Origin of the sequence: Mucilaginibacter calamicampi, from assembly GCF_042676765.1 — a bacterium.
GTDB lineage: Bacteria > Bacteroidota > Bacteroidia > Sphingobacteriales > Sphingobacteriaceae > Mucilaginibacter > Mucilaginibacter calamicampi.
Genome location: NZ_JBHTHU010000005.1, coordinates 814,017 through 826,316, shown reverse-complemented (window position 1 = coordinate 826,316; position 12,300 = coordinate 814,017). Strand labels below are relative to the sequence as shown.

The following is a 12,300-nucleotide window of genomic DNA, read 5'->3' as shown; positions in this document are numbered from 1 at the left end:
GCTTTTTAGGCAGTATCAAGTAGCTACTTAAATCAAAAACGTCTTCCCTTCAATGGCCAGTTCAGTGTCCGGGAATACAGATCGGGCTTCTTCAAGCAATTCATCCAGCACTTTATAACGTGCCGAGAAGTGGCCTATCAACAGCTTTTTTACCTGATTATTTAAGGCAATTTCGCCCGCCTGTAGTGCCGTGGTATGATGCGTTTCTTTTGCCCTGTCAAGCATAGTATTTAGAAAGGTAGCTTCGTGATACAACAGGTCTGCACCGGTTATTTGCTCATAGTATTTTTCAACAGGCATAGTGTCAGAACAGTAGCAATACGTTCGTGGCGTAGCAGAGTCTATAGATAGCAAATCATTTTGGTACACTTTACCGTCAGGCGCCGTATAATCTGCCCCTTTTTTAATAGCTGTGTATAAATGAACAGGTACATCCAATCGCTCAATCTCCTCCTTAATCAATTTACGTAAGCGCTTTTTTTCACGGAATAAAAATCCCGTGCAGGCTATGCGATGGTCAAGTGGAATGGTATCTACTGTCACATCTTCATTAGCCAACAACGTTTCTATTTTATTAGCGTCTGTAGGGGTAAACTCTATGGGGTATTGCAATACCGTTTCTGAGTATTTTAGCTGCAAATCAATAATTTCCTTTAGCGGAGCCGGGCCGAAAAGAAAAAGCGGTTTTTTTCGGCCGTTTAGATGCAGAGAGGACAGTAAACCAACAAGGCCCAGATAGTGGTCGCCATGTAAATGGCTGATGAATATGTGATCTATACGACTGGCTTTTATATCAAACCGCAGCATTTGTTGTTGCGTACCTTCGCCACAATCAATCAAATACAGGCGCTCGTTTACATTGAGCACCTGCGAAGTAGGGTTTCTGTTATAAATGGGTGTAGCCGAACTGCTCCCTAATATGGTTACTTCGAATCTCATACCAGGTAAACAATTTAGGGTTTATCTTGCTTCTTTTTTCAATTCTTTTTCTATCTCTTCCATAAATATCAGGTCTATGGCTTCCTCGCATGAAGGAACGATAGTAAGTACCGTTTCCAGTTGTGATATAGTAACCAAACGCGAAACAGCATCATTAAGGCCGGTAAGGATAAAAGAACCAGATGCATTTTTACACAGGCGATGACCTACTAATAAACTGCTTAAACCTGAAGAATCGGCAAATTTAACCTGCGAAAGATCAAGTATTATGTTACGCTGCCCTTCGGTGTTTGTTAGTATCAATTCAGACTTTAACTGAGGGGTTATCAATGAGTTTAACTTTGACTCATTCAACTTCAGTAATATATATTTTTCGTGTTTATCAACGGTAAACTTCATCTTATTTCTTTCTATTGTTCTGCTAATATAGGAATATTCTTAAAAAGAAAACTTATAAACCGGACAGCGCATTATTAATAGCCTGCTCTACCCTGTTTAAAACATTTTCTCCCTCTGGTTTTACAAAACCTTCTCCTGTTATTTTTTCGTAAAGCTCAATATACCTTTCGGATATTGACTGCACCTTTTCGGGCGTCATAACGGGCACTACCTGTCCTTCCTTGCCTTGAAAGCCATTTTCAATTAACCACCTGCGTACAAACTCCTTTGACAATTGCTTTTGTGGCTCGGCATTTTGCTGGCGCTCCTCGTAGCCCTCGCTATAAAAATAACGCGATGAATCGGGTGTATGGATCTCGTCAATCAAGTAAATGGTATCGCCCACTTTACCAAATTCGTACTTGGTATCAACCAAAATTAAACCTTGCGCTGCGGCTATCTCAGTACCACGGGCAAAAAGCGCACGGGTGTACCTTTCCAGTTGCAGGTAATCTTCTTCAGATACTATACCCCTGCTCAATATCTCTTCACGCGAAATATCTTCGTCATGGCCAACTGACGCTTTTGTGGTCGGTGTTATTATAGGCTCAGGCAGTTTATCGTTCTCTTTTAAATCATCGGGTAAGCTAACACCGCAAACCTGGCGCTTACCTAAAGCATACTCCCGCGCTGCATGGCCGGCCAGGTAACCGCGTATCACCATCTCCACCTTAAATGGCTCGCAAATACGGCCAATAGTAACGCTTGGATCGGGTACATTTATTACCCAATTAGGTACAATATCAGCCGTGGCCTTTAAAAATTTTGCGGCAATCTGGTTTAACACCTGCCCCTTGTAAGGTATAGGCTCAGGCAGCACCACATCAAAAGCAGATATGCGGTCGCTAACCACCATTACCAGGTACTTATCTTTTACAGTATAAACATCGCGCACCTTGCCTTTGTAAAAGGCGGTTTGTCCTTCAAAATTAAAATGTGTTTCTTTTATTGCGTTCATTGTTAGTGTCGAGTTGCGGGTGACGAGTGACGGGTTATTATATACAAGTGATTAACTCGTCACTCATTACCCGTCACACGTCACTCTATTGAATATCCCCGTAAGCAGCTAAAATTTTACGTACCAGTTTGTGTCTTACCACGTCTTCGCCACTCAGGTAAACTATATCAATGCCTTTAATATCAGTTAAAATACGCAGGGCCGTGTGCAAGCCCGACTGCTGCTTTTTTGGTAAGTCTATCTGCGTAACATCACCCGTAACAATAAACTTTGCCGACGGCCCCATACGCGTTAAAAACATCTTCAATTGCATATCTGTAGCGTTCTGGGCCTCATCCAAAATCACAAAGCAGTTATCCAGCGTACGGCCGCGCATAAACGCCAGCGGAGCTATCTCGATAGTACGGTTCTCCAGATATACTTTAAGTTTTTCGGCAGGTATCATATCATCCAAAGCATCATACAATGGCCGCAGGTAAGGATCTATCTTCTCTTTTAAATCGCCGGGCAAAAAGCCAAGATTCTCTCCTGCTTCAACAGCGGGGCGGGTTAAAATAATACGCTTAATCTCCTTGTTCTTCAGCGCCCTTACTGCAAGGGCAACAGCGGTATAAGTTTTACCTGTACCGGCCGGGCCAATAGCAAACAAAATGTCGCTTCTGTTAATGCTATCCACCATTTTGTGCTGGTTGGCGGTACGCGCTTTAACCATTACACCGTTGGGGCCAAAAACAATCACGTCTCCGGTGGTTGATTTGTCAACACTTTCCGGAGCAGCGGCTTTATCAACCTTTGAGCCTAATATCCGCTCAATATCAGTAATGCTTAAATTATCATAACGCTCAACGTGCTGTAACAAGTGCGTAAATTTCTCCTGAAACAATGAAAGTTCGGCATCATCTCCTAATATTTTTACATCATTGCCACGCGCAACAATTTTAAGCTTTGGATATTGCTTTTTAATGATCTCAAAATGATCATTATTAGGCCCCCACAACACTGCCGGGTTTATGTTTTCGATAGATAATTTAAGTTCGTTCAATAGTAAATGATTATTTTGTTGCCGATTTTTATGAATTAAAATTGAATATTTGCAGCGTTTGCTGCCTGTACAAGATTAGCAATAAATATTTAAAAAATTAATGGCAATTATAACTTTAACTACTGATTTGGGCGACAAGGATATATACCAGGCCGCCCTTAAAGGAAGCATCCTAAAGTTATTGCCCACGGTTACAATTGTTGATATAACGCATAGCGTTGCCGCCTTTAATGTACAGCAGGCAGCCTTTATCTTAAAAAACAGTTATTACTACTTTCCCGAGGGAACGGTACACCTTATAGGTATTGATACCGTTTTTAACGAACAAACCCGCTACCTGGGTGTACAATACAAAAATCATTTTTTTATAGGGGCCGATAATGGCATTTTTTCGCTGATGTTTAACGATGCCCCTGATGAAATGGTAGAGCTTAATATTATGCAGGATCTTAAATTCCTGCATTTTCCGCTGGCAGATATATTTGTTAAGGCGGCAGTACACATGGCGAATGGGGGGAAACTAAGCGAAATTGGTTTGCCCGTAAACAGCGTTGAAAACAAAATGAACCTGCAGCCCGTTATTGAAAAAAATCTGATAAAAGGCGTGGTTATCTATATTGATTCTTTTCAGAACGTTATAACTAATATTACCAAAGAGTTTTTTAACCGTATACAACAGGGCAGGCAGTTTACATTATATTTTAAGCGTAACGAAACCATTACCCATTTAAGCTGGCATTATAACGAAGTACCCGAAGGCGAAAAGCTTTGCCTGTTTGGAATAAGCGACCACCTGGAGATTGCCATTAACAAAGGCAACGCCAGCGGTCTGCTCGGCCTTAATTTGGGCGACAGTGTTTTGATAGACTTTGGTAATTAAAAACCCTTCACGGCAGATAAAAAAATCCACAAGCCAAGTGCTGAAAGATATAAAATGAAATTAACTATACATGGCGCTGCCCAACAGGTTACAGGCAGCATGCATTTGCTTGAACTGGATAATTACAAAATACTGATTGATTGCGGGCTTGACTACGAGAAAGACCACAGCATTCACACCAACGAAAATTTCCCATTCGACCCGCGGGATATTGATGTTGTTGTTTTAACCCACGCACATATAGATCATTCGGGCAATATACCAACTTTGGTAAGGTTAGGTTTTGCCGGGCAAATACTGTGCACCCCTCCCACTGCAGACCTTACCGAATTGCTGCTGATGGACTCTGTGAATATCTTTTTAAACAAAGCGGGGAAAAAGAATAAATACGGTAAAAACAAGGGCAAGTTTAACAGCGGCGCGCAGCCACTTTACCTGCAAAAGCATGTTATGGATGCCATGGAGCGCTTTGTTACCATTGGCTTTAACAAACCTTTTAAAATAAGCGGCGATGTGGAACTTACTTTCATCCCGGCCGGGCATTTGTTGGGCGCGGCATCGGCAGTTTTTAAGGTGATGGATAAAGGGGAAGAAAAATCAATTGCCTTTACGGGTGATATTGGCCGTAAAAACTACCCGGTATTAAATGATCCCGAACCTATCCCTCCTGTTGATTTTCTGGTTACAGAATCAACCTACGGCGGGCGCATGCATACGCACGGTAAAACGGTTGAGGAAACCTTTGTTGAGGTAATAGAAAAAGTTTGTATCAAAGAACAGGGCCGCTTGATCATTCCCGCGTTCAGTATCGGCAGAACGCAATCGCTCGTGTTTTCGCTCAATAAAATTTTCAGCAGCGGCTTATTACCTAAGGTAAAAGTGTTTGTTGATAGCCCCATGGCCGGTATGGCAACCACTATTTTCAGAAAACACCACAACCTTGTGAACGATGAAGCTAAAGAGTTTTATAACAAACAGGGCGATGAATTTGAGTTTGATAACCTTACCTATGTTGAAACGCTGAAAGACAGCCGCCAGGTATCTAACTATTACGAGCCTTGTATCATCATTTCATCGGCAGGGATGCTGGAGGGCGGGCGTATTCAGGATCACCTGTTTTATAACATTCAGAACTATTATTGTACCATCCTCTTTATTGGATATTGCGCTAAAGGAACTTTAGGTCATCGTTTATTGCGCGGCGACTCTATTGTCCATATAAAAGACCGCGACCTTGCCGTTTATGCAACTATAAAGCAAACCGATGTATTAAGCGCCCATGGCGATCATAACGACCTGATCAATACGGTGAAACACCAGGATAAATCAACATTGAAAAACATTTTCCTGGTACATGGCGAAACAGGCAGTATGCAGGCGTTGAGTGATGCTTTGACAGTTGATGGTTATAAGGTTACTATTCCTGAGAAGGATGTGGCTTACGTACTGTAGATAAGACTATTCTAAAAAAAATGTGTCATTGCGAGGTACGAAGCAATCGCGAACTTTGCATAGTGCGCTTTTGTGCGTGCGATTGCTTCGTACCTCGCAATGACAATCTTAGCAATAGTGGCTAAAAGTTAAACTATTAGCTACAACCCAAAATACTTATCCTCAATATACGACACACCTGCCAATCCACGTATTTTATCAAGAATACCCATCAGCATTATAGTATAATCATGTGGAATTACGGGGCTCTCGCTTAGCCCTGCCCTTAAGCATTCGTTAACGTGGCGTGCCTCGTACTGGTAGCCAAAACCGCTTTCGCGGTTAACCGGTATATCTTTTTTACCCCCATCTGCATACAACTCTACATTTGCCGAAGCCGTGTAAAAATCCGGAGTGAGTTTTACTCTGGCTTTAGTACCGCAAACCTCTGCTTCGGTAGCCAACGTAGTTCTAAAGGTTGAGAACAGACTGGCCATTGCGCCATTATTGTACGAGAATACAACCGAGCATTGCTCGTCAATTCCTTTATCAGTGGCAACTATTTTAACATTAATATCATCGGGCACGCCTAAAACATCCAGCGTGGTGAAAATATTATAGATGCCGATATCCAAAATTGAACCTCCGCCCAGGGCCGGATCTAAAAGGCGTGTTGAATGCTCAGGTGTTACTACATAACCAAAATTGGATAATACTAATTTTATATCGCCCAACTCACCACCCTTAACCATATCCAGCATTTTTATATAATGCGGGTGGAACTTTGTCCATAAGGCATCCATCAAAAAAAGTTTCTTTTGCCGGGCAAGGGCAATCATTTCCTCCGTATCGCGACTATTAATAGCAAAAGGTTTTTCGCACAATACCGCCTTGTTGTTATTGAGGCACATTAACGTATTCTCCATATGCAGGGTATGTGGTGTAGCTACATAAACTACATCAACATCGTTGCACGCCGCCAACTCTTCATAGCTGCCAAAGTAATTTGCCACATTATATTCATCAGCAAATTGCTGCGCAGACGAAAGGTTGCGAGACCCTATGGCAGTTAGTTGAGCACCTTCAACCAGTTTCAGATCTGATGCGAATCTGCGGGCAATGTATCCGGTACCTAAAATGCCCCAGCGTATAATTTTCATACAGGTTTAATTTAATTTATTTACAGGGTTAGTGTGTCGTTTTTCTGCTATAAAGAGTAATATCAGTAATATTAATCCAACGGCAAAAAAACCGTCGAGCGCCAAAGTTGAATCGCGCATTTCGTGCGTCATAGCCTCTACAAAGCCGAAACAGAATAATCCCACAACAATAGATAGCTTTTCTGTAACATCATAAAAACTAAAAAACGAAGCCGTATCGGGTATGTTCTGCGGGAGATATTTAGAGTAGGTAGAACGCGAAAGCGATTGCACCCCTCCCATTACTATGCCCACTACTACTGCAGCTACATAAAATTGGGTAGAGCTGGTTATCAGGAAAACACAAAAACATACGGCTGTCCAAATTGCAACCAAACCGATCAGTGTTCTGGTATTACCATATTTATCTGATGATTTAGCAGCTAATAAAGCACCCGGAACAGCCACAACCTGTATAACCAAAATGATTGTGATGAGCGAGTCTTCGGGCATTTTAAGCTCCTTGGCGGCAAAGTTAGCCGCAGCTAACATGATGGTTTGCACACCAACGGAATAAAAGAAGAAAGCAGATAAATAGCGCTTTAGCAAAGGCATTTGTTTAACTTTATTGAAAACTTTTGCCAGTTCTTTAAAACCGCCCGTTAGCACGTTAAATTTATGCGAGCCTGTATTAGGTGTACCCATGGGCAGCATTTTAAATGGGATAATAGAAAAACCAAGCCACCACGCGCCTACTATTAAAAAAGAGATCCGCGCGGGCATATCATCGTCTTTTAAACCAAAGGTTTGCGGCGACAGAACCACCACAAAACAAATTATCTGTACTACAATACTGCCTACATAGCCATAAATAAAACCTTTGGCGCTTACAGAATCCTGTTTGTCATGACTGGCTATTTGGGGCAGATAGGAGTTATAAAACACAAAGCCTCCGCAATAACCTATTGATGCCAGGCCAAAACAGATCATACCAAACTCATAGGGCCCGCCGGGTTTTAGCCAGAACAGGCCAACACAAGCCAGCGCGCCCAGCCAGGTAAATAATTGCAGGTAACGCTTTTTATTACCGCGATAGTCTGCAATGGATGTAAGGATGGGTAACAACGCAGCAACGATAAGGTACGAAGCAGCCAGCATATAGTTAGACAATACCGTGTTAACGTAATTGTGGCCAAAAAACGTAACTATATCCTTATTTTTAGCTGTTGTTGTTATATACACATAATAAGCCGGGAAAATAGTTGATGTGATAACCATGTTGTATGATTGGTTGGCCCAATCAAACATGCACCACGCCCATATGGTTTTGGGGTTATTTTTAGCTTCCATTTACGCGCTAAAGATATTTCCTTTTTTGCTTTCCTAAACTAAATTCTGTTTAATGTAAGTAAAGCTTTTGGTGATACTATCAAACGGATCGCCGGGTGTGCTATCCTGCTCTACAAAGAAATATTTCATACCCGCCTTATTGGCCTGCGTAAATATCTTTTTAAAATCAATAACGCCGTTGCCTACTTCGGTAAAGTTAGCGCGAGGGGTATTGTCCATGTCTTTAACATGCCACAAAGGGAAACGGCCCGGATGCTGGTTAAACAAGGCTATAGGGTCTTGCTTTGCTTTGGCAACCCAGTAAATATCCATTTCCATTTTTACCAGGTTCTTATCTGTATTGGCTAAAAGCGTTTCATACGGATATTTGCCATCCTGCTGAATAAATTCAAAATCATGATTATGATAACAAAATTGAATGCCGGCTTTGGCGCAAAGCTCGCCGGCTTTATTAAAATCGGCTCCTAATTTTTTATAATGATCAAGGCTGCCCCGCTCATTCGGGTTCAGATAGGCACATACCATATATTTCAGCCCTACTTTTTTTGCTTCGTCAACAGCTTTTTCCCAACCTGTCAGTATGCTGCCTGGATTAGTTTTTTCTTCGCCCAACGCATAATGGCCGCTTAGCATTTCTAAACCATTCTGTTTAAGCAAACTTGAAAATGCTGCGGCATCTAAACCGTAAAATTTCTCACTGCCTGAATACGTTGCACCTTCTACCGAATTATACCCTATGCCAGCTACCCTGGCTAATGTACCGGCCGGATCTTTTTGCATAGCGTTGCGAACGGTATACAATTGCAGGCCGATATACTTTTTATCGGCAGCCAATAATTGCGGGGCGGCCAAAACTCCTGCAGACAGTATAGCCGAGGTTTTAACAAAATGTCTTCTTGATATCATGGTTGGGAACAGTTTATATTGGAAAATCTAAGGTATTAAGTTTTTTTAATTAGCCATTATTAAAAGTTTTTCATTTGCTAACGCGATAAAGGCATAAGGTTTATCTTAGCAACTGCATGGAACCGATAAAGCCCGACGTTAAGGTATTAACAGATATTGTTACCACTAAAATGCCCTTTGGCAAATACAAAGGAACATTAATAAGTGATTTGCCTGTGTATTACCTGGAGTGGCTTAAAAACAAAGGCTTGCCCGCGGGCAAATTAGGCATGATGCTCTCAACCGTTTATGAAATAAAAGTGAATGGCCTTACCCGTATACTGGATTTAATTAAAGCCGCTATGCGTAACAACGTATCGTCGCCGGTGGGTACAATTCCTAAAATAAAATTTTAACCAAATCAATCTTACGCTTTAATGACCATCTGCAATTAAACTTGCTGCGTATATTTGATCAAATACAAAAATTATGAAGAGATCTATTTTATATATCGCACTATTATTAATGTCTTTCGGCTGCGCAAACGCGCAGGAACAAGACGAAACGCTTGTACGCGTACCTGCGGTTAAAGCTGGTAAAGCAGTTGCCACTTTTGCTTCCGGATGCTTTTGGGCCTCGCAGGAAGCCATGTCTGAGTTAAAGGGCGTGGAGCAGGTTATAGCAGGCTATTCTGGCGGTAAATTGCCAAATCCATCCTATGCAGATGTTTGTACAGAAGAAACAGGGCATGCCGAAGCAGTACAGGTTTACTATGACCCAAAAGTGATAAGCTACGAACAACTGGTTACCGCGTTTTTTTATGCGCACGACCCCACTACATTGAATCGTCAAGGACCTGATGAAGGCACCAGCTATCGCTCGGCGATATTTTACCGCACGCCTGCTGAAAAAGAGGTCATTCAGAAAGTTATAAAAGAGGTGAACGCGTCAAAGCATTATAAAGGCCCTATTGTAACGCAAGTTGCAGCATATAACGCATTTTACGGTGGCGAAGCCTATCATCAGGGTTACTATCGCGAACATCAGGACAGAGGTTACATACGCACCGTATCAGTTCCGAAAGTAATGAAAATGCGCAAGGCTGTTCCGGAATTGTTAAAACCCGAGTTTAAAAAGTAAGCTTGTGGTGACCTTGGCATCTCGACTTAACAGCTCGAAACCGCTCTTAAACTTTGGCTAAAGCCCTTTTTCTTTACTCATAATATCCGTCACATAAATGTGACGGCAATGATTGGCACGTATAGGAAGGTTCAGTTCACTGCCGTTTGGCTTTAGCCAACGGTTCATTAAAACATATTATGCGGCTTTAGCCAAAATGTTTTGATTGGTTTTAAACGGATTTAGAGCGACTTAATGACCGATATTTAGTCGTTTTACCAAGCCTCCTCTTACTTCAGATACAGAATGGGTGGTAATGAAAGCGTTGGGGTCTATCTGCTGCACACGGGTTACAAGGCGCTGCACATCAAGGCGGGTTATTACCGTAAACAATATATCAATGTCTTTATCTTCAAAAACGGTTTTGCCAAACCCGCGCTCGCCTTTGTAAACGGTTACTCCCCTGTGCAGGTGGCGCATAATAACGTTTTTGATCAGCTCGCTTTTTGGTGATATAATGGTTACTGCCGTAAACTCATCAAAACCTTGTATTACATAATTTATCGTTTCTGAGGCAGCCAGGTAAGTTAAAATGGAATACATAGCCGACTCTACTCCGAGAAAAAAAGCGGCTATACAAAATATTACAATGTTTATTACCAGGATGATCTGCCCGATAGAAAGGAAAGATTTTGGGTTGATGTATACAGCCAGCAGCTCGGTACCATCAATAACACAGCCGCCGCGCATAGCCAAACCAATACCCAATCCGAGGAAAAAACCACCGAATACCGCTGTGAGGAGTTTATCGTTTGTAATGTCCGGAAACTCTACCAAAAACAGTATCAATGCCAGCACAACAATAGCTACCAGCGTTTTCAAAGCAAAAATTCTATCCACACGTTTATAGCCCAACCAAATAAACGGGATGTTGATTATAAATAACAGAATCGACAGCGGCCAGCCGGTTATGGAGCTAACTAAAAGAGAGATACCTGTAACGCCACCGTCAATAAAATGATTAGGAATTAAAAAGCCTTTTAATCCAAAAGCAGCAGATATAATACCGGCTACTATCATTGCAATTTTTGATGCTTCGGTTCTCGTACTGGTTTTTCTCGTCATAGCATATATCTTTCAAGGTGCTGTAAAATAGGAAAAATATGGTAGAATTGAAGTGTTACGACTCAGAAAATTGAGCTAATTACGCGGATGATGCTGAATAATAGTGCTTTTTAAATACTCACGATCGAGGTGGGTGTAGATCTCGGTAGTGGTAATACTCTCGTGGCCCAGCATCTCCTGCACTGCGCGCAAATCAGCACCGCCCTCCACCAAATGCGTTGCAAAGGAATGTCTGAATGTGTGCGGACTTATTGTTTTCTGCAAACCTGTTGTAAGGGCCAAATCCTTTATCATCATAAATATATACACCCTGCTAAGCCTCGCCCCCCTGCGGTTTAAAAACACAAAGTCCTCTTCGCTTTTTTTTATGGGGATGTGCACCCTTACATTATCAATCCAGATTTTTAGCGCCTTTATAGCTTCGCCGCCGATAGGTACCAAACGTTCTTTGCTTCCTTTGCCTGTAACTTTTACAAATTCAATATCCAGGTAAAGGTTGGATAGTTTCAGTTCCGTTAATTCTGATACACGCAACCCGCAGCCGTATAGCACCTCCATTATGGCCTTGTTGCGGGGGCCTTCGGGTTTTGACAGATCAATAGCAGCTATTAATTTATTGATGTCGCTATAACTGAGCGTGTCGGGTAGTTTACGTTGAATTTTGGGCGACTCCAACAATTCTGATGGGTCACTCACTATCAGATCTTCGGTAAGCAGGTATTTGTAAAATGCTTTTACACCGGAGAGTATCCGAGCCTGTGAGGACGGCAGCACACCTAATTCATTAATAAAACCAATAAAGCGACGAAGATCGGTCAGTGTTATTTGCTCCGGTTTTAAAGTTACTTCACCGGTTTGCGCAAACTGAAACAGTTTTTCAATATCCCTGCTATAGGCTTCTACAGAGTTAGCTGATAGCGATCGCTCCAGCTTCATATACACTTTAAATCCTTTTATTGCCGATGGCCAGTCCAATAGATTTTACTTTTGATTG

The 12,300-nt window shown here is 41.9% G+C and carries 13 protein-coding genes; 4 read left to right on the top strand and 9 right to left on the bottom strand.

The features are described from left to right. Window positions 1-27: 27 nt before the first annotated feature. The 4 genes from ACFQZS_RS09370 to ACFQZS_RS09355 form a co-directional block, all read right to left on the bottom strand. The gene (locus ACFQZS_RS09370) at window positions 28-939 is read right to left on the bottom strand and encodes a ribonuclease Z (RefSeq protein WP_377099526.1); all 912 of its coding nucleotides are present in this window, start codon (window positions 937-939) and stop codon (window positions 28-30) included. A gap of 21 nt (window positions 940-960) precedes the next feature. After that, complete coding sequence (locus ACFQZS_RS09365) at window positions 961-1,338, bottom strand: STAS domain-containing protein (RefSeq protein WP_377099524.1); 378 nt, start codon at window positions 1,336-1,338, stop codon at window positions 961-963. A 52-nt stretch (window positions 1,339-1,390) separates the two neighbouring features. Next, on the bottom strand, window positions 1,391-2,335 hold the full coding sequence (locus ACFQZS_RS09360; protein WP_377099522.1) for a phosphoribosylaminoimidazolesuccinocarboxamide synthase: 945 nt from the start codon (window positions 2,333-2,335) through the stop codon (window positions 1,391-1,393). Window positions 2,336-2,420: 85 nt separating this feature from the next. Then, entirely contained in the window at window positions 2,421-3,377 is a 957-nt protein-coding gene (locus ACFQZS_RS09355; protein ID WP_377099520.1) for a PhoH family protein, read from the bottom strand. A 100-nt stretch (window positions 3,378-3,477) separates the two neighbouring features. Between ACFQZS_RS09355 and ACFQZS_RS09350 the strand changes: the two genes are divergently transcribed. After that, window positions 3,478-4,257, top strand: a complete 780-nt coding sequence (locus ACFQZS_RS09350; RefSeq protein ID WP_377099518.1) for an SAM hydrolase/SAM-dependent halogenase family protein — start codon at window positions 3,478-3,480, stop codon at window positions 4,255-4,257. 54 nt (window positions 4,258-4,311) lie between these two features. Then, the gene (locus ACFQZS_RS09345; RefSeq protein WP_377099516.1) at window positions 4,312-5,709 is read left to right on the top strand and encodes an MBL fold metallo-hydrolase; all 1,398 of its coding nucleotides are present in this window, start codon (window positions 4,312-4,314) and stop codon (window positions 5,707-5,709) included. Window positions 5,710-5,849: 140 nt separating this feature from the next. Here ACFQZS_RS09345 and ACFQZS_RS09340 read toward each other — a convergent pair whose 3' ends face one another. From ACFQZS_RS09340 to ACFQZS_RS09330, 3 genes are read right to left on the bottom strand one after another with little or no spacing between them, the layout of a single operon-like run. Continuing rightward, window positions 5,850-6,848, bottom strand: coding sequence for a Gfo/Idh/MocA family protein (locus tag ACFQZS_RS09340; RefSeq protein ID WP_377099514.1), 999 nt, complete (start codon window positions 6,846-6,848; stop codon window positions 5,850-5,852). Between the two features lie 6 nt (window positions 6,849-6,854). Beyond that, window positions 6,855-8,177: an MFS transporter gene (locus ACFQZS_RS09335; protein ID WP_377099512.1), complete on the bottom strand. Its 1,323-nt coding sequence runs from the start codon at window positions 8,175-8,177 to the stop codon at window positions 6,855-6,857. Window positions 8,178-8,210: 33 nt separating this feature from the next. Then, window positions 8,211-9,083, bottom strand: coding sequence for a sugar phosphate isomerase/epimerase family protein (locus tag ACFQZS_RS09330; protein ID WP_377099510.1), 873 nt, complete (start codon window positions 9,081-9,083; stop codon window positions 8,211-8,213). Window positions 9,084-9,199: 116 nt separating this feature from the next. Between ACFQZS_RS09330 and ACFQZS_RS09325 the strand changes: the two genes are divergently transcribed. Beyond that, on the top strand, window positions 9,200-9,478 hold the full coding sequence (locus ACFQZS_RS09325; RefSeq protein ID WP_377099508.1) for a DUF3820 family protein: 279 nt from the start codon (window positions 9,200-9,202) through the stop codon (window positions 9,476-9,478). 73 nt (window positions 9,479-9,551) lie between these two features. After that, the gene (msrA, locus tag ACFQZS_RS09320) at window positions 9,552-10,202 is read left to right on the top strand and encodes a peptide-methionine (S)-S-oxide reductase MsrA (protein ID WP_377099506.1); all 651 of its coding nucleotides are present in this window, start codon (window positions 9,552-9,554) and stop codon (window positions 10,200-10,202) included. A 231-nt stretch (window positions 10,203-10,433) separates the two neighbouring features. Here msrA and ACFQZS_RS09315 read toward each other — a convergent pair whose 3' ends face one another. Beyond that, window positions 10,434-11,306, bottom strand: coding sequence for a YitT family protein (locus ACFQZS_RS09315; protein WP_377099504.1), 873 nt, complete (start codon window positions 11,304-11,306; stop codon window positions 10,434-10,436). A 75-nt stretch (window positions 11,307-11,381) separates the two neighbouring features. Then, window positions 11,382-12,281 carry a site-specific tyrosine recombinase XerD gene (gene xerD / locus ACFQZS_RS09310; protein ID WP_377099502.1) on the bottom strand — a complete coding sequence of 300 codons (900 nt, stop codon included), beginning with the start codon at window positions 12,279-12,281 and terminating at the stop codon, window positions 11,382-11,384. Window positions 12,282-12,300 lie beyond the last annotated feature (19 nt).

What these genes read in the sequence shown, in the direction of transcription:
- ACFQZS_RS09325 (WP_377099508.1), top strand. Translation starts at nt 9,200, where the DNA reads ATGGAACCGATAAAGCCCGACGTTAAGGTATTAACAGATATTGTTACC.
- ACFQZS_RS09365 (WP_377099524.1), bottom strand. Translation starts at nt 1,338, where the DNA reads ATGAAGTTTACCGTTGATAAACACGAAAAATATATATTACTGAAGTTG.
- ACFQZS_RS09360 (WP_377099522.1), bottom strand. Translation starts at nt 2,335, where the DNA reads ATGAACGCAATAAAAGAAACACATTTTAATTTTGAAGGACAAACCGCC.
- ACFQZS_RS09345 (WP_377099516.1), top strand. Translation starts at nt 4,312, where the DNA reads ATGAAATTAACTATACATGGCGCTGCCCAACAGGTTACAGGCAGCATG.
- ACFQZS_RS09370 (WP_377099526.1), bottom strand. Translation starts at nt 939, where the DNA reads ATGAGATTCGAAGTAACCATATTAGGGAGCAGTTCGGCTACACCCATT.
- ACFQZS_RS09330 (WP_377099510.1), bottom strand. Translation starts at nt 9,083, where the DNA reads ATGATATCAAGAAGACATTTTGTTAAAACCTCGGCTATACTGTCTGCA.
- ACFQZS_RS09335 (WP_377099512.1), bottom strand. Translation starts at nt 8,177, where the DNA reads ATGGAAGCTAAAAATAACCCCAAAACCATATGGGCGTGGTGCATGTTT.
- ACFQZS_RS09340 (WP_377099514.1), bottom strand. Translation starts at nt 6,848, where the DNA reads ATGAAAATTATACGCTGGGGCATTTTAGGTACCGGATACATTGCCCGC.
- msrA (WP_377099506.1), top strand. Translation starts at nt 9,552, where the DNA reads ATGAAGAGATCTATTTTATATATCGCACTATTATTAATGTCTTTCGGC.
- ACFQZS_RS09350 (WP_377099518.1), top strand. Translation starts at nt 3,478, where the DNA reads ATGGCAATTATAACTTTAACTACTGATTTGGGCGACAAGGATATATAC.
- ACFQZS_RS09315 (WP_377099504.1), bottom strand. Translation starts at nt 11,306, where the DNA reads ATGACGAGAAAAACCAGTACGAGAACCGAAGCATCAAAAATTGCAATG.